This is a genomic window from Catenulispora sp. GP43, assembly GCF_041260665.1.
In the GTDB taxonomy this organism is placed as follows: Bacteria; Actinomycetota; Actinomycetes; order Streptomycetales; family Catenulisporaceae; genus Catenulispora.
Genome location: NZ_JBGCCT010000028.1, coordinates 98,996 through 116,986 on the forward strand (window position 1 = coordinate 98,996; position 17,991 = coordinate 116,986).

The window sequence follows — 17,991 nt, forward strand, 5'->3', positions numbered from 1 at the left end:
GGCGCCGCCCGAGCCGCCCGAGGCCGCTCCGGCCGGCCCCACAGCTCCCGTGACGTCGCGCTGGTACGGCTCGGCGACGCCCGGGGGCTATTAGTGGGCGGCGTTGTAGCGATTCATCAGGTCGGTCGGAATACGCCCCCGGTCGCTGATTTCCACGCCCTGGGAGCGCAGCCATTCACGGATGTGCTTGGTGTCGCGGCGGGCCGGGCCGGTGCCGTACTTCCGACGGCCGGTGGCCGCGGCGTTGTGCGCGCTCACCTGGGTCGCGGCACCGACGTACTTCTCAAGCGCCTTGCGCAATTCCTTCTCATGCGCCTCGGACAGGTCGATCTCGTAGGACTTCCCGTCGAGGCCGAACTTCACAGTGCTCGCGCCCTCGGAGCCGTCGAGGTCGTCGTGGAACACCTCAATGGTGCGCTTGGCCATCGGGCGGCCCGCCTTTCTCCAGTTCTGGGATATACCTGCAGTCAGCAAAGCGCATTACGGTGGTGAAATCAAATCCCCGCCGAGTGCCGCGCTGAGGTCCTACAAGATCCGCAGCATGCGCGTATTGCCCAGAGTGTTGGGTTTGACCTGCTCCAAGTCCAGGAACTCCGCGACCCCGCCGTCCGGCGACTTCGACAGTTCGGCTTCGATCTGCGGCGGCACCGGGACCCCGCTGATCTCGGAGAATCCGTGCGCGGCGAAGAAGTCCACTTCGAACGTCAGGCAGAACAGCCGGCGAACGCCGATCCGGGCGGCGGTACGGACGAGTTTGTCAAGGATTCGCGCGCCGACTCCCATACCCCGGCATTCCGGGTCCACGGCCAGCGTGCGCACTTCTGCGAGATCCAGCCAGATCACGTGCAGGGCCCCGCATCCGACCACCCGGCCGTCGCCGTCGTGTTCGGCCACCCAGAACTCCTGGATGTCCTCGAAAAGCGTGACGTCCGGCTTGTCCAGCAGGATGCCTTTGTAACGCCCGAGCAGTTCACGGATCGCGCCGACATCGTCGGTACGGGCCCGGCGCACGGTGATATCGGCGGCGGACAGGGAGCTGGTCATCCGAAAAGGTCGCTTCTCACGTCGGCGGGATCGGCCCCGGCGGCCGCCAGGACACCGAGGCAGGCCTGGACCGTGCCGGTCGACCCGACGGCCACGCCGCCCCACCCGGACAGTGTCCCGCCGTCCGCGAGGCCCTTGAGGTATTCGTCCAGATGCTGAGGCAATTCCTCGGCGGCCCCCAGGTGCACGACGACCGCGTTGCCGTGCGCGGCGGCCAGCTCGACCAGGCGCTCGGCCAGGTAGGACGCCTGGTCGGCGCCCTCGTCCGCAGCGGCGGCGGCCACGGCGGCCTTGGCAGCCTTCTGGGCTTTCACCGGTGGCGTCGCGGCAGCCTTCGCAGTCTTGGCGGTCTTCTTCGCCGCCGCGGCCTTCTTTGCGGGCTTGGCGGCGTTGAGGGAGTTCCCGACCACGATGTGCACCGGACGGTCGTCCCCGGCCGCGGCGGCGTCCTCCAGCAGCGCGGCGATGGGGGCCAGGCCGGTGCCGTGCCCGACCGCGATCAGCCGGGAGGCGCCGGCCGGGAAGGCCAGGTCGCCGGCCGGGGCCGCGATCCGGATGCGGTCGCCGACCTCCAGCTCGTCGTGCACGACGTTGCTCAGCCGGCCGTCGGCGGTGCGCTGGACGTGGAACTCCAGGACCGAGTGCTCCGGATCGGCGGCGGCAGCGGCATCGGTCTGAGGCGCGGCGGCGAAGGAGAAGTCCCGCCAGACCCAGGGCAGCCGGCCGAGCTCGATCGCGGCGTACTGGCCGGCGCGGTAGGGGTACGGGAACGCGGTGCGGACCCGGAGGCGGACCACGTCCTCGGCCATCCGGTCGACCTCGACGACCTCGGCCTCCCAGTACGCCGGGCCCTGCGCGTCGGCCTCGGCGGCGATCCCGAGCATCGCCGAGGCGACCATGGTCAGCTCGTCGACCCAGGCGACCGCGGCCTCATAGGTCCAGGCCTCGCCTATGGTGCGCTCCAGAGCCGTCATCACCGACCCGGCGAACGCGCGGTAATGCGGCTCGCGGACACCGTACTTGCGATACTCCAGCGCGAGCCTGCGCAACAACGGCAGCAGCGCGCCGGGCCGGTCCAGGTCGGCGATGACCCGGCCGGCCGCCTCCAGAGTCCGCTCGTCGCGGCGCTTCTCGTCCCCGGCCGCGAAGTACTTGCGGTAGCGGGGATTGGAGGTGAAGAAGTCCTCGTACAAAGAATTGGTAAAAACTTCCGGCCGTGCACTGACGGCGGCGAACCCTTGCCGCACCAACGCCAGAGCTTGCGCGCGACCGGCCAGCAGATCGTCGTTGAGGGATTCGCCGTCCACAGCCAGAGCTTCCGTCACGCGCACGACATTAACAGGACGCTAAGCGGCGCCCGACTCTGATCCGCGCTTCGGACCCGAACTGAAACGCGGGTCATTCCGCTCGGCTTCCAACTCACGCGCCCGTGCCTCAGCCCGCTTCTGCGGGTTCTGCGACACGACAATGAGCCTGATGACGTAGATGAACGCTACCGCCACCACGAAGGACGGTACATAAAGGCCCAGATTGCCCATCATCGTGTCGCTTCCCCCTCGAACTGAACGAGGCGTTTGTCGGTCCCGCCAGAGTACCTACGCGGGCTTAACGAACGGGAACAGGATGGTCTCCCGGATCAGCCGGCCGGTGAGCGCCATCAGAATCCGGTCGATGCCGGCCCCGATGCCGCCGGCCGGCGGCATCGCGTACTCCAGGGCCCGCAGGAAGTCCTCGTCCAGCTGCATCGCGTCCGGGTCGCCCCCGGCCGCCAGCAGCGACTGCTCGGTGAACCGCTCGCGCTGGTCCACCGGGTCGATCAGCTCGGAGTAGCCGGTGCCGATCTCCGCGCCCCAGCCGACCAGGTCCCAGCGCTCGGCCAGCCGCGGGTCGGTGCGGTGGGCCCGGGTCAGCGGCGAGACGTCCTTCGGGAAGTCCCGGTAGAACGTCGGCAGCACGGTCTTGTCCTCGACCAGGTGCTCGTACATCTCCAGCACCACCTGGCCGCGGGTCCAGCCCGGGGCGTAGGGGATCTGCGCGGCGTCGCACAGCTTCTTCAGGGCGCCGATCTCGGTGTCGGCCGAGACCTCCTCGCCGAGCGCGGCGGAGATCGCCTCGTTGACGGTGACCGACTTCCAGTCCCCGCTGATGTCGAACTCCTCGACCTCGCCGTCGGCATTCAGCCGGCGGGCCACCTGGGACCCGAAGATCGCCTCGGCGCCCTCCTGGATCACCTGCTGCGTCAGCTTCTGCATGACGTCGTAGTCGCCGTAGACCTCGTAGGCCTCCAGCATGGTGAACTCGGGGCTGTGCGTGGAGTCCGCGCCCTCGTTGCGGAAGTTGCGGTTGATCTCGAAGACCTTCTCGATGCCGCCGACCAGCAGCCGCTTGAGGTAGAGCTCCGGCGCGATGCGCATATAGAGCTTCATGTCGTAGGCGTTGATGTGGGTCTCGAACGGCCGGGCGTTCGCACCGCCGTGGATCGGCTGCAGCATCGGCGTCTCGACCTCGGTGTAGCCGCGCTGCGCGAGGCTCGAGCGCAGCGAGCGCACCAGGTCCGAGCGGGTGAAGAGCATCCGCCGGGCATCGGGGTTCACGATCAGGTCGACGTAGCGCTGGCGCACGCGCGCCTCGGGGTCGGTCAGCCCCTTGTGCTTGTCCGGCAGCGGCCGCAGGCACTTGGAGGTGATGGCCCAGCTCTCCACCATGATGGACAGCTCGCCGCGCCTGGATGTGATGATCTCACCGGTGACGCCGACCAGGTCGCCGAGGTCGACGTCGCCCTTCCAGTCCTCCAGCGACTCCGCCCCGAGCCGGTCCAGCGAGAACATCGCCTGGATCTCGAACTCGCCCTCGCGCAGCGTGGCGAAGCACAGCTTGCCGCCGGTCCGCGACAGCACGACGCGGCCGGCGATCCCGGCCCGCTGCCCGGTGGCGGTGTCCGGCTCCAGGTCGCTGTACTCCGCGCGCAGCTCCCCGATGGTGGCGGTCCGCGGGTACCCGACCGGGTACGGATCCACGCCGCGCTCGCGCAGTTTGTCCAGCTTCTCCCGGCGGATGCGGATCTGCTCGGGAAGGTCGGACTCGGGCTGCGCCGGAGGCGGGGTGGTTTCGGTCATGGGTCAAGGCTACTTGGCCCGCTTCAAGGGGTCGCAACCGAATACCACGTGGCGGGCTGAATCGGGGCCCCGAGCCCGGCTCAGCCGCGGAAGGCCGGATAGGCCGGCAGGTCCGCGGTACTCCAGTGCGCGGTGAGAAGCAGCAGGTCCCGGAAGACGCCAGCCATCACCGGCAGCTCCCCCGCACGCTCCAGGGCGGTCGCCGTCACCTCCCACCGGTAGCGCAGCACCTGCCGCGCACTGGCGATCGGATTGCGGTTCCGGTTCATAGGCCGGTCCTCCTCCAGAACGCCCGGCATCAGCCACTGCGTAATGTTGACCACGTAGGCGACCGACGCCAGCCGCACCCCGGGCCGCCAGATCCGGTCATCAGCCAGTTCCGGATACGCCTTCACCACCTCGGCGCGATAGGCACGCTCCGCCTCCATGGAGAAGCTCTTAGGCAGCCGGAACACGCACCAGCAGCTCCCGAACGGCATCCGGCTGTAGGACGCGTCCAGGAAGACCGAGTGGAACCCCGCGCCCTCGAAGTCGATCGGCCGCAGCCCCGAGGGCGTCAGCAGATGGTTGTCGGGGCAGATGTCGCCCGGGGAGAAGACCCGGAACCGGTCGTGGTCCAGGGCCGACACCGCGTCGAGGTCGGCGTCCAGCCCCGGCGGCACCGCGATGCCGAGCGTGCCGAGAAGGTCCGGCACCTTCGCCATGTCCTCGGTGACCCACATGCCGTGCGCCTGCCCCAGCTCGCTCTCGCGACCGACCGTCTGCACGGCGAGCCGCCCATAGGTGACGGCCCACTCGATGAGCACCTCGCGCGCCCGCGTCTCGTCGCCGCCGAGCAGCAGGTCGGCGAGGTTCGGGGCGTCCCCCAGATCCTCCATCGCGATCAGCCGGTGCTCCGGGTCGGCCGCCAGCAGCCGGGGTCCCAGATCGGTGAGCCGGAGCCCGCTGGACTCGGCCGCGTAGCCGGCTTGCTCATTGTGCGCTTTCAGGATCACCGTGCCGCCGTCGGCGGTCCGGACCCGCAGCACCGTGCTCCGGCCGCTCCCACCGAGATCGACCGGATCAGCCAGCTCTGTGCCGAGGAGAGTCGAGGCCGTTTTGAGGATCTCCGTGTTGTCCACCAGGTCATGCAACCACGCACAGGAACGGCGGCCGAGCGATTTTCCGCTCGGCCGCCGTCGGTGTTCTGTGTTCCGTGTTCTGTGTTCTGTGTTCCGTGTTCTGTGGCGTTCCGTTGTGGAGAACGCTATAGAGAATCAGCTTCCGCTGTTCCGCTCGTACACCAAGCGCAGCCCGACCAGGGTCAGCCACGGCTCGTGCACGTCCACCACCTCGGACTCGTCCAGCACCAGCGCGGCGAGTCCGCCGGTGGCGACCACGGTCACGTCGTCCGGGTCCTCGGCCATCTCCTCGGCCATGCGGTGCACCACTCCGTCGACCTGCCCCGCGAACCCATAGAGGATTCCCGACTGCATGCACTCGACAGTGTTCTTCCCGATGATGCTCCGCGGCTTCGTCAGCTCGATCTTGCGCAGCTGCGCCCCGCGCATCCCCAGCGCCTCGACCGATATCTCGATGCCGGGGGCTATCGCGCCGCCGAGGAACTCGCCCTTGGCCGACACCGCGTCGAACGACGTCGCCGTCCCGAAGTCGACCACGATAACCGGGCCGTCGTACAGGTAGTGCGCGGCGAGCGCGTTCATGATGCGGTCCGCGCCGACCTCCTTGGGGTTGTCGACCAGGATCGGCACCCCGGTCTTCACCCCCGGCTCCACCAGCACCGTCGGCACGTCTCCGTAGTGCCGCCGGCTCATGTCCCGCATCTCGTGCAGGACCGAGGGCACCGTGGAGCAGATCGACAGCCCCGACAGGCCGCCGGGCTTGCCGGCCGTCGAGTGCTGGTTCAGCAGGCCCTGCGTCATCACGGAGAGCTCGTCGGAGGTCCGGCGCGGGTCCGTGGCCACCCGCCAGTGCTCGACGATCTCCTCGCCCTCGAAGAGCCCGTAGACGGTCTGCGTGTTGCCGACGTCAATGGTCAGGAGCACAGGGCTACTTCCCTTCTTCGCGGAAGTCGGAACCGATGTCCAGGATCGGCGCCGAGTGCGTGAGCGCGCCCACCGAGAGGTAGTCCACCCCGGTCTCGGCGACGGCGCGGGCCAGGTCCAGGGTCAGCCCGCCGGACGCCTCCAGCCGGGTGCGGCCGTACAGTTCGTTGCGCCCGGTCACCTGCACCGCCGCGCGCATCCGCTCCGGCGTGAAGTTGTCCAGCAGGATCAGCTCGGCGCCGGCCGCGAGCACGCCGGGCAGCTGCTCCAGCGAGTCGATCTCGACCTCGATCGGCAGCCCCGGGTGGGCCTTGCGCACCGCCTCGAACGCCTCGACGACGCCGCCGGCGGCGACCACGTGGTTGTCCTTCACCAGTCCCGCGTCGGACAGCGACATGCGGTGGTTCTCGCCGCCGCCGCACCGCACCGCGTACTTCTCCAGGGAGCGCAGGCCCGGGGTGGTCTTGCGGGTGTCACGGATCTTCGCGCCGGTGCCCTCTACCGCGTCCACCCACAGGCGGGTCTGCGTAGCGATCCCCGACATGTGGCACAGAAGGTTCAACGCTGTGCGTTCCCCGGTGAGGAGGTCCCGCGTAGCGCCGGTGACCGTGAACAGCACGGTGCCCGGCTCGACCCGGTCGCCGTCCTTCACGGCCTGCCGGATCTTCGCCGTGCCCTGCGAGACCAGGTCGAAGACCGCCGCGGCGACCGGGACGCCGGCGGCGACGCCGTTCGCGCGCACGGCGAAGTCCGCGGTGTCGGTCGCGTCGGCGGAGACCGTGGCCTCGGTGGTGACGTCCGGCCCGTCGGCCAGGTCCTCGTCCAGGGCCATCATGATCACCGAGGTCACGTACTCCGGGTCGAGGCCGCCGTCGGTCAGGGCTTTGGCAATGTCCGGGGACAACGAGCTCATCAGGGCTTCACTCCATCCATCTCAGCGCTGCGCAGCGGCTGCTTCTCGGTGACCAGCTTCCCGGTCGCGGGGTCCAGACGGGTGGCCAGGCGCACCAGCCAGCGGTCCGCGCTGTCGGGGAAGTCTTCACGCCAGTGCGATCCCCGGGTCTCGTTGCGCAGTGCGGCGCCCTTCACCAGGGCACTGGCCAGCAGGTGGAGGTTCGTCGCCTCCCAGGCCTCCAGGTGCGGGGCCTGTGCGGAGCGCCCGGCGAGCTGCTCCAGGTCGTCGGCGGTGCGGTCCAGCGACTCCGCGCTGCGCAGGACACCCGCGCCGGCGGTCATGGTGTGCTGCACCTCGGCCATCACCGAGGGCTCCAGCAGAACGTCCTCGACGCCGTCCGGCGCCTCGACCGGGACCGGGGCCTCGGTCCACGGCAGCCGCTTGCCGAGGTCCGCGCCGATACGCTCGGCGAAGACCAGTCCTTCCAACAGGGAGTTGGACGCCAGGCGGTTCGCTCCGTGCACTCCGGTACAGGCCGCTTCTCCGCACGCGTATAGGCGCGGGATAGAAGTGCGTCCCCATATGTCCGTGCGGACTCCGCCGGACGCAAAGTGTTCCGCCGGAGCGACCGGGATCAGGTCCTTGGCCGGGTCGATCCCGTGCTCGAGACAGGACTCGCGGATAGTGGGGAACCGGGTACGCCAGTACTCATCAGAGAACTCGCCTACGCCGGTCCGCGCGTCGAGCCACACATGAGGCTCCCCGGTCTCCGCCATACGCCGCATGATGCCCTTGGCGACCACGTCGCGCGGCGCCAGTTCGGCCAGCGGATGCTGCCCGACCATGAAGCGGACACCGCTGCCGTCCACCAGGTACGCGCCCTCGCCGCGGACGGCCTCGGAGATCAGCGGCTGCTGACCGCGCGCCGCGCCGCCGAGCCACATCACCGTCGGATGGAACTGCACGAACTCCAGGTCCGCGACCTCGGCGCCGGCGCGCAGCGCCAGCGCGACGCCGTCCCCGGTCGCGACCGAGGGGTTCGTGGTGGCGTCGAAGACGTGGCCCATGCCGCCGGTGGCCAGCACCACGGCCTTGGCGTGGACCGCGCCGACGCCGTCGCGCGCGCCCTCGCCCATGACGTGCAGCGTGACGCCCGCGGCGCCGCCGTGCTCGTCCTTGAGCAGGTCCAGGACCAGCGCGTGGTCGATGACCTCGATCTCGCCGATGGTGTGCTCCAGCGCCGCGATCAGCGCGCGGGAGACCTCCTTGCCGGTGGCGTCGCCGCCGGCGTGCGCGATGCGGCGGGCCAGATGCCCGCCCTCGCGGCCGAGCGCTATGGCGCCGTCGGCGGTCTTGTCGAACTCCGCGCCCAGGGCGATCAGCCGGCGGACCGCCGCCGGGCCCTCGGTCACCAGGACCCGCACCGCGTCCTCGTCGCAGACCCCCGCGCCGGCCACCAGCGTGTCCTGCAGGTGCGCCTCCGGACTGTCCCCGACGCCGAGCGCCGCGGCGATGCCGCCCTGTGCCCAGCGCGTCGAGCCGTCCTGCAGGCGGGCCTTCGTCACCAGCAGCACGCTGCCGGCCTGCCGCGCGGCCAGTGCCGCCGTGATGCCGGCCACGCCGGATCCGACCACGACGGTGTCCGCGTAAGCCCGCCAACCCGGGTGGGGCGCCCTCAGCCGCTGGACCATGTCATCTACCCCTCACGTACCGGTACCCCGGTACCCCGTCAATTCGCGGTGACGTCGCCCCGGCTCAGTACCTGTGAGCCCGGCACCGGCTCGGCCGGGTCCGCCCCGAGGGCGACGATCCGGTTCTCGGTGTCGACGTGCACCACCTTCGGCTGAAGACTACGCGCCTCCGCGTCGTCCACCTGCATGTAGGAGATCAGGATGACCAGGTCCCCGGGGTGCACCAGACGCGCCGCGGCGCCGTTGATGCCGATCACGCCGGTCCCCCGCTGCCCGGGTATGACGTAGGTCTCAAGGCGGGCGCCGTTGTCGATGTCGACGATCGCGACCTGCTCGCCGGGCAGCAGGTCCGCGGCGTCCATCAGGTCCTCGTCGATCGTCACCGAGCCCACGTAGTGCAGATCGGCCTGGGTGACCGTGGCACGGTGGATCTTGGACTTCAACATCGTGCGGTGCATCAGCGGGCTCCGTGGGTGGTGAGGGTGAGGGGGAGGTTGTCGATGAGGCGGGTGGTGCCGACGCGCGCCGCCACCGCGAGCACGGCCTGTCCGGTGAACGCCGGCGGGACCTCAGAGAAGTCCCGCGGGTCGACGAGTGCGAGGTAGTCCACAGCCAGCCCGCCGGCGGCGCCGGCGGGCTCCAGGACCGCGTTCGCGGCGTCCCGCACCGCGTCGGCGCCCTCCGCGGCATTCTCCTGTCCGGCGAACAGTGCGCGCGACAGCGCGAGCGCTGTAGTGCGCTCCTCAGGGCTGAGGTAGCGGTTGCGGCTGGACTTGGCCAGGCCGTCGTCGTCCCGGACCGTGGGGACGCCGACGATCTCGACCGGCATGTTCAGGTCCAGCACCATGCGGCGCACCAGGGCGAGCTGCTGTGCGTCCTTCTGCCCGAAGAACGCCATGTGCGGGTCCGTCAGGTTGAGCAGCTTGTTCACGATGGTCAGGACACCGGTGAAGAAGCCGGGGCGGAACGCACCCTCCAGCACCTCTCCCATCGGCCCGGGGGTGACCTTCACGATCGGCTGGCCGCCCGGGTAGACCTCCTCCACGGCGGGCGCATAGACGACGTCCACTCCGGCTTCCGCGCAGAGCTTCAGGTCGTCGTCGAGCGTCCGCGGGTAGCGGTCGAAGTCCTCGTTCGGACCGAACTGCAGCGGGTTCACGAAGACCGTGGCGACCACCAGGTCGCAGTCGTGGCGGGCCTTCTTCAGAAGCTCCAGGTGCCCCTCATGGAGCGCCCCCATAGTCATGACCACTCCGCGCTTCCCATTGGCGAAGCCGTCGAGGAAGGGCTGAAGTTCGGCGCGGGTGTGGACGAGCGCTGTCATGCGTCTGACTCCTTGTTCAGAACTCCGAGCAGGGGTTCGGCTTTCTCGGCGGAGAGCAGTCCGGATGCCATCGCGCGGTCCGCGGTGAGGCGGCCCAGGGCGCGGTAGCCGCGGGCGGCCTGCGGGTCCCGCTCGGCCAGCACCTCCAGGTGCGCGGCCACGGTCCCGGCATCGCCGCGCGCCACCGGTCCGGTCAGCGCCAGGTCGCCGGAGCGCAGGGCGTTGTCCAGCGCGGCGCCGAGCAGCGGGCCGAGCATGCGGCCCGGTTCCCGGACGCCGGCCGCGGCGAGCAGGTCCTGGGCCTGCGCGACCAGAGTGACCAGGTAGTTCGAGCCGTACGCGAGGGCCGCGTGATACAGCGGCCGCGCCTCCTCCTCGATCCACTCCGGCTCCCCGCCCATCTCCACCACCAGCGCCTCGGCGATGGGACGGAGCGGGTCCGGGGCGGTCACCCCGAAGGAGCACCCGGCCAGCCGCGCGACATCCACCTCGGTGCCGGTGAAGGTCATCGCCGGGTGCAACGCCAGCGGCAGCGCTCCGGCGCGGGTGGCGGCGTCCAGGACGGTGTAGCCGAAGCGGCCGGAGGTGTGCGCCAGTATCGTGCCGGGCTTGATCGAACCGGTCGCCACCAGGCCCTCGACCAGCCCCGGCAGGGCGTCGTCGGGGACGGTGAGCAGCACCAGGTCGGCGGCGGCCAGCACCTCTTGGGCGGGCACCAGCGGAACGCCGGGCAGGAGTTTGTCGGCTCGGCGCACCGACTGCTCGGAGACGCTGGAGGCGGCGACCACGCGATGGCCGGCGCGCTGTAAGGCGGCGCCGAGGGCCGAGCCGACGCGGCCGGTGCCTACGACCCCGACCGCCAGGCGGGACTCTGCGGAATCCATGGGCTCCCGTTATCTTTCTACGATCCAGTCCGCTGGGGGTACCAGTCGTATCAAAATGATGGCGCGATCAGGGTATCCCGTCACTCGCGTCGCAGTCATCATGCCCGATCTCACATAGGCACCGCCTAGCACTCCCACCCCAGCTGGTCTGCCATGATTCCCCCATGCCACGCTCCACGGACTCGGTCGGCGAGTTCACCAGGGAGGTGCTCGACCGTGGCCACACCACCTTGCGCTCCGGGATCGAGCACTCGGTACGCGTGCTTCAGCTGCACGGCGTACGGCACTGGTACCGCCGCGAACGTGAAGCGTTCATACAAACACTCAAGACAGCTCTGGCCTGTGCGGTGGCCTGGGAGATCGCCAAGAGGGTGATCTACCACGGCCACCCGCAGTTCCACGCCGTCCTGGCGCCGGTGGCCGTCCTGATCACCATGCAGGTCACCATCTACCAGACCTTCCGCCGCGGCCTGCAGCAGGTCGCGGCGGTGCTGCTGGGGGTCATCGCGGCCCTGATCATCGGCCGGTTCGTCGAGCTGACCTGGTTCACGCTCTCGCTCCTGGTGATCGTCGCGCTGATGATCGGCCGGACCCTGCGCCTGGGGACCCAGGTCAACCAGGTCGCGACCACCTCGCTGCTGGTCTACAGCCTGGGCCGGGGCTACGGCATGGAGCGCATCTACGACACCCTCGTGGGCGCCGCGGTCGGCGTCGTGGCCAACGCGCTGATCGCCCCGCCGACCTACAGCAACACGGCCGCCAAGGACCTCGCGGACCTCGCCGACGACCTGGCACAGCTGTGCCGGGACGTCTCCAAGTCGCTGAGCACCGAGTGGTCCGCGGCCGACGCCAAGAAGTGGCTGGAGCGCTCCCGCGCGCTCAAGGGCGAGAGCGCCGACGCGGAGGACATCGCGGACCAGGCCGAGGAGGCCGTCCGCTACCACCCCCGGCGCTCTGCGCTGGAGCCGGAGGTGAACCGCGTCGACCAGGCCGCGATCTGCCTCAGCCACGTCTCCTCGCAGCTGAACAGCCTGCTGCGGGGCCTGTCCGACCTGGCCAACGGCGCCCGCGGCCTGCCGGCCACCACCGAGGTCCCCCAGGCCCTGTCGATACTGCTGCTGGACGTCGGCCGCGCCCTGAACCGGTTCGGCCGCCTGCAGATCCCGGACCGGGACAGCCGCCAGGTCCTGGAGGAGCTGAAGGTCATCATCACCGCCGCCGCGGACCATCAGCTCTCGGCGATAGAGGACATGCTCCCCATGGGGGCGTACGCCGTGGAGAAGTGGTCGGTGCACGGTTCGCTCCTGGACGAGGTGCGGCGCATGCTCTACGAACTCGACCCGGTGGAAGGTCCGCACGTCCTGGCCATCCCCGAGATCCACCCGGCACCGGTGCCCAGCGCCTCGACGTGAGTAGCGTGCGCACAGTCCTGCGGATCCGCATTGAACCCACGATCCGGGGATGATGCGCGGTATGACTTTCCTGGACCAGAGCGACCGGACCACCCTGGCCGCCGCGCGCCTGTTCGCCGAGCACGAGGACGGCACCGTAGTCGGCGAGGACGCGGGGATGTTGATGGTGGCGTCAGCACGCCCCTTCCTGCGATCGCTGTTCTACAGCTCCGCGCGGCGGTTCGACCGCGGGGTCCCAGCGGAGAAGTCAGTAGAGGCGGTCCGGTCCTTCGGCGAGGAACACCGTCAGCAGCTGAACCTCTGGGCCTCGGTCGACGGAGACACGGATCTCATAGCAGCCGCGGAAGCGGCGGGGATGACGCGCGGTATAGAGCTGGAGGACATGGGGATCGCGTCGGCGCCGGCCGTCCCGAGCCCGGCGTTCGGCGTCGAACTGGCCGAGGTCCGCGACGCCGAGGAGGCCGACTCGTTCGCGGATGTGCACCGCGCGCTGCGGATCGAGGCGGAGCAGGACCCGGAGACTGTGCTGCACTTCGCCTCGGCAACGGTACTGCTCGACCCGCGGGTCCACGCGTTCGTCGCCTACTGGGAGCGCGAGCCGGCCGCGGCCGCCTTGGCGTTCCGGCACGAGGACTCCGCCGGGCTGTTCTGGGTCGCCACGAAGACCTCGGCTCGCAATCGCGGACTCGGTGCGCTGGTGTCCGCCGCCGCCATAGACGGTGCGTTCCGGGCCGGGGCCAAGAGCGCGACACTGACCGCTACAGCGCTGGGTGCGCCGGTGTACCGGCGGCTGGGCTTTGAGCGGTTCTCCGGGCGGGCACGCTATACGTTCTGAGACGCTATACGTTCTGAGAACAGACAAGTGGGGCGCACTCCTCTATAAGGAGTGCGCCCCACTATGCGCTGTCAGTGGACTACTTCAGCTTCGTCCCCACCGAACGCAGGTCCGTGCACGCCTCCACGACGCGCGCGGCCATGCCCGCCTCCGCCGACTTGCCGTAGGTGCGCGGGTCGTAGGTCTTCTTGTTGCCGACCTCGCCGTCGACCTTCAGGACGCCGTCGTAGTTCTTGAACATGTGGTCGGCGACCGGCCGGGTGAACGCGTACTGCGTGTCGGTGTCGATGTTCATCTTCACCACGCCGTAGTCCAGGGCCTCGCGGATCTCCTCCAGGGTGGAGCCGGAGCCGCCGTGGAAGACCAGGTCGAACGGCTTGTCGCCGTGGCCCGGGTGCTTGGCCGCGACGGCCTCCTGGATGTCGTGCAGGATGCTCGGGCGGAGCTTGACGTTGCCCGGCTTGTAGACGCCGTGCACGTTGCCGAAGGTGGCGGCCAGCAGGTAGCGGCCCTTCTCGCCCAGACCGATCGCGTCCACGGTCTTCAGGACGTCCTCGGCGGTGGTGTAGAGCTTCTCGTTGATCTCGTTGGCGACGCCGTCCTCCTCGCCGCCGACGACACCGATCTCCAGCTCCATGATGATGTCCGCCGCGGCGCACTTGGCGAGCAGCTCCTGCGCGATCTGCAGGTTCTCGTCCAGCGGCACCGCCGAGCCGTCCCACATGTGGGACTGGAACAGCGGCAGCTGCCCGGCCTTGACCCGCTCGGCCGAGACCTCGACCAGCGGCCGCATGAAGCCGTCGAGCTTGTCCTTCGGGCAGTGGTCGGTGTGCAGGGCCACCGTGATGTCGTACTTGGCCGCGACCACGTGCGCGAACTCCGCCAGCGCCACCGAGCCGGTGACCATGTCCTTGACGGAGCCGGACAGGTACTCCGCGCCGCCCGTGGAGATCTGCAGGATGCCGTCGCTCTCGGCCTCCGCGAAGCCACGCAGGGCGGCGTTCAGCGTCTGGGAGGAGGTCACGTTGATCGCGGGGTAGGCGAACCGGCCGGCCTTGGCCCGGTCCAGCATCTCGCGGTAGACCTCAGGGGTCGCGATAGCCATCGCTGTTGTCTCCTTGGGTGGGACGGTCGCACTCGGATTAGCGCTGCTGGGGCGCAGTTTACCGGCTGCGGTGCCGACCGCTCGAAGCGACCGAATCCTGGTCGCTCTGCCGATAACCGGCAGGAGCGTCGCCCTTGCCCTTCTTGGACTTGCGCCACTCGAAGAAGATCGGCAGCAGCGACAGCGCCACGATGACCAGGGTGATCGGGATGATGTACTTGTCGACCTTGTCCGCGCTGATCGCGTTGGAGGCCAGACGGCCCAGCAGCAGCACGCCGTCGGCCCAGATGATCCCGCCGACCAGGTTCGCCATGAAGAACTTCTTGGCGGGCATCTCCAGCACGCCGGCGACCGGGTTCATGAAGGTGCGCACGACCGGGATGAAGCGCGCCAGCACCACGGCCTTGGTCTCGCCGTAGTTGTTGAACACCTCCTCGGCCTTGTTCACGTGCTCGCGCTTGAACAGCCGGCTGTCCGGTTTGTCGAACAGCGGCCGGCCGAAGCGCGCGCCGAGGTAGTGGCCGAGCTGGGCGCCGGCCACGGCGCAGATCGGCACGGCCACCAGCAGCAGCGGCAGCGACAGGTGGTGGGTGTTGGTCACGCCGGCGGACGACTTGCCCGACAGGGTGAGCAGCCCGGCGATGAACAGCAGCGAGTCGCCGGGCAGGACGAATCCGATCATCAGACCGGTTTCAGCGAAGATGATCGCGCAGACGCCGAGCACGGCGAAGTTGCCGAGCGCGTTGATCCAGTCCGTCGCGGAGATCGGATTGAAGGCCAGGAAGTGGGCCATGGAGGAGGTCACAGGACTGAGGCTACCTTGTCATTACTACAGCGTGTGGCAGTTGGCGGGGTCCAAACGGCTCCCGGCCTGGTCAGAGTCTGGTCCGACCGGGAGCTGAGCGACGCTATGAGCCGTGACGACCGGTTTGCGGGGCAGCCTGTAGGCGCCGGTCAGCTCGTCTGGTGCAGCGAGCCCACCATACCGAGCAGGGCCGAGTCGTACTCCGGGTCCGAGGAGACCACGGCGGCCACGCCGAACGTGGTCGGCGCCGTGGCGCCGGGAGCGGCGTTGAGCTTCCACAGCATCGGCTGCACGCCCGGCCCGTTGTCGCAGGTCACCGCCCATTCATGGTATTCGGCGGTGGCCTGTCCCGCGAGTGCGTACTTGGCGGAGGAGCGCAGGACCATCGACGCCTTCACCATGCCGGAGCCCCCCGGCTTCACCGCCGGGCAGGTGATGGCCGAGGCGGAGGCCGCCTGGCCCGGCCACCAGCCGATGTCCTTGGTCGCGGCGCTCAGCGGCCAGGCGGTCGGCGCGGCGTCCGCCTTGATGTACAGGCCGTCCACGCCGCAGGGCAGGGAGTCCGTGCCGGCGGCCGCCGGGTTCGGAGCCGGGCGAGTCTTGGGCGTCACGCAGCCGGCGGTGTCGGAGATCGCGGTGACCTGCCAGCCGTCGGCGAGGGTGAAGCCGAGCGTGCCGATGTTCGACGCGGTGCCCGACGCCGCGCTCAGACCCGGCGTCGGGGCTGAGCCGGTCGGTGCGCCCGAGCCCTGGCCGCTGATGTCGCTGCCCGGGTTGGAGCCCGCGCTGACCGAGCCCTTGCCGGAGTCCGACGGCAGCTGCGCCCCCACGAAAACGCCGCCGGCCAGCGCGGCGGCGACGGTGACGGGCGCCCATATCCGGCGCCACGACCACCAGGCGTCCCGCTTGGCCCGCACCCCCGCCGTGTGCTCGTTCGGCGGGATCCCGGGCCGGAGCGTGGAATGCGTGACGAGTTCACTGCGGGCCTGCAACGCAGCACGCAGCCTCGTCTCGATCTCTAGCTCGTCCCGCTCTTCCACAGCCCGCACCCCAAAGTGTTGACACCTGATTAGGTTCTGGCAGGTAGACGCGCGAACCACCACGCTGGTTGCGTCTGATCCGCGGTCTTCATCGCGAACGCCTCACAGCGCGCGCGACCTCTACTGTCTACACGACCCGATGTGTGTCAGACATTAAGATCCCCCAGCGTATAGACCGTGTAGTACGGCAGTCCCTCTGCGGCGATCGCCTCCGCGGCGCCCGTCGCCCGGTCCACGATGGTAGCCACTGCCACCACCTCGGCACCGGCCTCCCTCAGCGCGCGCACCGCTTCCAGCGGAGAACCGCCGGTCGTGGAGGTGTCCTCGACCGCGAGCACCCGGCGCCCGGCGACCTCCGGCCCCTCGATGCGGCGCTGCATGCCGTGCGCCTTGGCCGCCTTGCGCACCACGAACGCGTCCAGCGTGCGCCCGTCGGCCGCCGCGGCGTGCAGCATCGCGGTGGCGACCGGGTCCGCCCCCATGGTCAGCCCGCCGACCGCGTCGAAGTCCAGCTCCCGCGTCAGCTCCAGCATCGCGGTGCCGACCAGCGGCGCAGCGGTCCCGTCCAGAGTGATCCGCCGCAGGTCCAGGTACCAGTCGGCCTTCAGCCCAGAGGACAGCGTGACCTCCCCGCGCACCACCGCCTTGGCCTGGATCTCCTTCAGGAGGGCATCGCGGGCGGGGCTGGGCTGGGCGACGATCGGCGCGTTGGACATGTCTCCAAGGGTAGCCAACGCGGCACGGCCGCCGACCGCCTTCCTCAGCCTCTCGCCTCGGGCCGAGTACTGCGCTTAGGCTCAACAGGGTGAGTGTCGTGTCCGAGCCGTGTGCTGTCGCCTGTTTTGGGAGCCATCAGTGGCGATGATCTGTGCCGTCAGCTTCACCCGCTACGGCCGTCTCTATTACTACGCCCCCGGGCCCATCAGCCCGCGCGTCGGCGACAAGGTGCTGGTCCCCACCTCCGCGGGCCCAGAGGTGGCGGAGTGCATCTGGGCGCCGCAGTGGGTCGACACCTATGACGACGCGGAGATCGGCGGCCTGGACGAACTCGTGGGCTTCGCCACCCCGGACGATCTGGCCCGCGACGAGCGCAGCCGGGAGCGCCGGGCCCGCGCGCGTGTGGTCGCCAAGCGGCAGATCCGCGAGCAGGGACTGCCGATGAAGGTGGTCGGCGTCGACTTCGTGGAGTCGGAGAAGCAGATCACCGTGTACTTCTCCGCTCCGCAGTACGTGGACTTCCGCGAACTGGTGCGCACGCTCGCCCGGGAGCTGGACGCCCGCATCGAGCTCCGCCAGCTCGGCGCCCGCGACGAGGCGCGGATCCAGGGCGGCATCGGGCCGTGCGGACGGGACACCTGCTGCTCGACGTTCCTCAAGGACTTCGAGCCTGTGTCGGTGCGCATGGCCAAGGACCAGGACCTGCCGGTGAACCCGCTGAAGATCTCCGGGGCCTGCGGGCGGCTTATGTGTTGTCTCAAGTATGAGCACCCGCTCTACGTAGAGACGAAGGCCAAGGCGCCGGCGCGCGGCGAGAAGGTGGTGACGCCGGAGGGGCCGGGCCGGGTCGTCGGTCTGAACGTGCCCTCGGAGACGGTGAAGGTGCGTCTGGACGAGACGGGCAGGACCTGCTCTTGTTCACTCGCATCGGTGTGCGGTTCGCGGCAGGACTACGAGTCCTCCCGTAAGGACGGCTCTATGCGTTGGGACGCGGAGTGATCGCATAACCCTACTTCCCCTACCGGCTGTGACATGGTGTGGAATCGGACGTTTCTGGATAGCTAGTCACAAACGATGC

At 69.6% G+C, this 17,991-nt stretch carries 18 protein-coding genes; 3 read left to right on the forward strand and 15 right to left on the reverse strand.

Translation table 11 applies throughout. The annotated features are described in order from the left end of the window. Nucleotides 1–90 precede the first annotated feature (90 nt). The 11 genes from ABH926_RS40350 to ABH926_RS40400 all read right to left on the reverse strand — a co-directional run bounded on the left by ABH926_RS40350 (nucleotide 91) and on the right by ABH926_RS40400 (nucleotide 10,999). Nucleotides 91–426: an Lsr2 family protein gene (locus tag ABH926_RS40350; RefSeq protein ID WP_370371472.1), complete on the reverse strand. Its 336-nt coding sequence runs from the start codon at nucleotides 424–426 to the stop codon at nucleotides 91–93. A gap of 99 nt (nucleotides 427–525) precedes the next feature. Continuing rightward, on the reverse strand, nucleotides 526–1,044 hold the full coding sequence (locus ABH926_RS40355) for an amino-acid N-acetyltransferase (RefSeq protein ID WP_370371473.1): 519 nt from the start codon (nucleotides 1,042–1,044) through the stop codon (nucleotides 526–528). Next, complete coding sequence (locus tag ABH926_RS40360; RefSeq protein WP_370371475.1) at nucleotides 1,041–2,369, reverse strand: globin domain-containing protein; 1,329 nt, start codon at nucleotides 2,367–2,369, stop codon at nucleotides 1,041–1,043. The genes ABH926_RS40355 and ABH926_RS40360 overlap by 4 nt, the downstream gene beginning before the upstream one ends. Before the next feature lie 270 nt (nucleotides 2,370–2,639). Beyond that, nucleotides 2,640–4,160, reverse strand: a complete 1,521-nt coding sequence (lysX, locus tag ABH926_RS40365) for a bifunctional lysylphosphatidylglycerol synthetase/lysine--tRNA ligase LysX (RefSeq protein WP_370371477.1) — start codon at nucleotides 4,158–4,160, stop codon at nucleotides 2,640–2,642. A gap of 80 nt (nucleotides 4,161–4,240) precedes the next feature. Then, nucleotides 4,241–5,281, reverse strand: a complete 1,041-nt coding sequence (locus ABH926_RS40370; RefSeq protein ID WP_370371479.1) for a hypothetical protein — start codon at nucleotides 5,279–5,281, stop codon at nucleotides 4,241–4,243. A 135-nt stretch (nucleotides 5,282–5,416) separates the two neighbouring features. Further along, nucleotides 5,417–6,205, reverse strand: a complete 789-nt coding sequence (locus ABH926_RS40375; RefSeq protein ID WP_370371481.1) for a type III pantothenate kinase — start codon at nucleotides 6,203–6,205, stop codon at nucleotides 5,417–5,419. Nucleotides 6,206–6,209: 4 nt separating this feature from the next. Next, complete coding sequence (nadC, locus tag ABH926_RS40380) at nucleotides 6,210–7,118, reverse strand: carboxylating nicotinate-nucleotide diphosphorylase (RefSeq protein WP_370371482.1); 909 nt, start codon at nucleotides 7,116–7,118, stop codon at nucleotides 6,210–6,212. After that, nucleotides 7,118–8,791, reverse strand: coding sequence for an L-aspartate oxidase (locus tag ABH926_RS40385; protein ID WP_370371484.1), 1,674 nt, complete (start codon nucleotides 8,789–8,791; stop codon nucleotides 7,118–7,120). Before ABH926_RS40385 ends, nadC begins: the two co-directional genes overlap by 1 nt. Before the next feature lie 38 nt (nucleotides 8,792–8,829). Then, nucleotides 8,830–9,249 carry an aspartate 1-decarboxylase gene (panD, locus tag ABH926_RS40390; protein WP_370371486.1) on the reverse strand — a complete coding sequence of 140 codons (420 nt, stop codon included), beginning with the start codon at nucleotides 9,247–9,249 and terminating at the stop codon, nucleotides 8,830–8,832. Next, nucleotides 9,249–10,115 carry a pantoate--beta-alanine ligase gene (panC, locus tag ABH926_RS40395; protein WP_370371488.1) on the reverse strand — a complete coding sequence of 289 codons (867 nt, stop codon included), beginning with the start codon at nucleotides 10,113–10,115 and terminating at the stop codon, nucleotides 9,249–9,251. The genes panD and panC overlap by 1 nt, the downstream gene beginning before the upstream one ends. Next, entirely contained in the window at nucleotides 10,112–10,999 is an 888-nt protein-coding gene (locus ABH926_RS40400; RefSeq protein ID WP_370371489.1) for a Rossmann-like and DUF2520 domain-containing protein, read from the reverse strand. The genes panC and ABH926_RS40400 overlap by 4 nt, the downstream gene beginning before the upstream one ends. Nucleotides 11,000–11,163: 164 nt before the next feature. Between ABH926_RS40400 and ABH926_RS40405 the strand changes: the two genes are divergently transcribed. Together ABH926_RS40405 and ABH926_RS40410 are read left to right on the forward strand one after the other, a co-directional pair. Then, entirely contained in the window at nucleotides 11,164–12,411 is a 1,248-nt protein-coding gene (locus tag ABH926_RS40405) for an aromatic acid exporter family protein (protein WP_370371490.1), read from the forward strand. A 61-nt stretch (nucleotides 12,412–12,472) separates the two neighbouring features. After that, nucleotides 12,473–13,246 carry a GNAT family N-acetyltransferase gene (locus ABH926_RS40410; protein ID WP_370371492.1) on the forward strand — a complete coding sequence of 258 codons (774 nt, stop codon included), beginning with the start codon at nucleotides 12,473–12,475 and terminating at the stop codon, nucleotides 13,244–13,246. A 79-nt stretch (nucleotides 13,247–13,325) separates the two neighbouring features. On the opposite strand, the gene fbaA is transcribed toward ABH926_RS40410, so the two are convergent. From fbaA to pyrE, 4 genes are all read right to left on the reverse strand, one after another. Beyond that, nucleotides 13,326–14,351, reverse strand: coding sequence for a class II fructose-bisphosphate aldolase (gene fbaA / locus ABH926_RS40415; RefSeq protein ID WP_370371494.1), 1,026 nt, complete (start codon nucleotides 14,349–14,351; stop codon nucleotides 13,326–13,328). Nucleotides 14,352–14,409: 58 nt separating this feature from the next. Then, the gene (locus tag ABH926_RS40420; RefSeq protein ID WP_370371495.1) at nucleotides 14,410–15,156 is read right to left on the reverse strand and encodes a DedA family protein; all 747 of its coding nucleotides are present in this window, start codon (nucleotides 15,154–15,156) and stop codon (nucleotides 14,410–14,412) included. Nucleotides 15,157–15,305: 149 nt separating this feature from the next. Continuing rightward, nucleotides 15,306–16,196: a hypothetical protein gene (locus ABH926_RS40425; protein ID WP_370371497.1), complete on the reverse strand. Its 891-nt coding sequence runs from the start codon at nucleotides 16,194–16,196 to the stop codon at nucleotides 15,306–15,308. Between the two features lie 146 nt (nucleotides 16,197–16,342). After that, entirely contained in the window at nucleotides 16,343–16,912 is a 570-nt protein-coding gene (pyrE, locus tag ABH926_RS40430; RefSeq protein WP_370371499.1) for an orotate phosphoribosyltransferase, read from the reverse strand. A 145-nt stretch (nucleotides 16,913–17,057) separates the two neighbouring features. On the opposite strand from pyrE, the gene ABH926_RS40435 reads away from it, so the two are divergent. After that, entirely contained in the window at nucleotides 17,058–17,912 is an 855-nt protein-coding gene (locus ABH926_RS40435) for a stage 0 sporulation family protein (protein WP_370371582.1), read from the forward strand. Nucleotides 17,913–17,991 lie beyond the last annotated feature (79 nt).

What these genes read in the sequence shown, in the direction of transcription:
- fbaA (WP_370371494.1), bottom strand. Translation starts at nt 14,351, where the DNA reads ATGGCTATCGCGACCCCTGAGGTCTACCGCGAGATGCTGGACCGGGCC.
- ABH926_RS40405 (WP_370371490.1), top strand. Translation starts at nt 11,164, where the DNA reads ATGCCACGCTCCACGGACTCGGTCGGCGAGTTCACCAGGGAGGTGCTC.
- ABH926_RS40410 (WP_370371492.1), top strand. Translation starts at nt 12,473, where the DNA reads ATGACTTTCCTGGACCAGAGCGACCGGACCACCCTGGCCGCCGCGCGC.
- panD (WP_370371486.1), bottom strand. Translation starts at nt 9,249, where the DNA reads ATGCACCGCACGATGTTGAAGTCCAAGATCCACCGTGCCACGGTCACC.
- pyrE (WP_370371499.1), bottom strand. Translation starts at nt 16,912, where the DNA reads ATGTCCAACGCGCCGATCGTCGCCCAGCCCAGCCCCGCCCGCGATGCC.
- panC (WP_370371488.1), bottom strand. Translation starts at nt 10,115, where the DNA reads ATGACAGCGCTCGTCCACACCCGCGCCGAACTTCAGCCCTTCCTCGAC.
- ABH926_RS40435 (WP_370371582.1), top strand. Translation starts at nt 17,058, where the DNA reads ATGATCTGTGCCGTCAGCTTCACCCGCTACGGCCGTCTCTATTACTAC.
- ABH926_RS40385 (WP_370371484.1), bottom strand. Translation starts at nt 8,791, where the DNA reads ATGGTCCAGCGGCTGAGGGCGCCCCACCCGGGTTGGCGGGCTTACGCG.
- ABH926_RS40350 (WP_370371472.1), bottom strand. Translation starts at nt 426, where the DNA reads ATGGCCAAGCGCACCATTGAGGTGTTCCACGACGACCTCGACGGCTCC.
- lysX (WP_370371477.1), bottom strand. Translation starts at nt 4,160, where the DNA reads ATGACCGAAACCACCCCGCCTCCGGCGCAGCCCGAGTCCGACCTTCCC.
- ABH926_RS40355 (WP_370371473.1), bottom strand. Translation starts at nt 1,044, where the DNA reads ATGACCAGCTCCCTGTCCGCCGCCGATATCACCGTGCGCCGGGCCCGT.
- ABH926_RS40400 (WP_370371489.1), bottom strand. Translation starts at nt 10,999, where the DNA reads ATGGATTCCGCAGAGTCCCGCCTGGCGGTCGGGGTCGTAGGCACCGGC.
- nadC (WP_370371482.1), bottom strand. Translation starts at nt 7,118, where the DNA reads ATGAGCTCGTTGTCCCCGGACATTGCCAAAGCCCTGACCGACGGCGGC.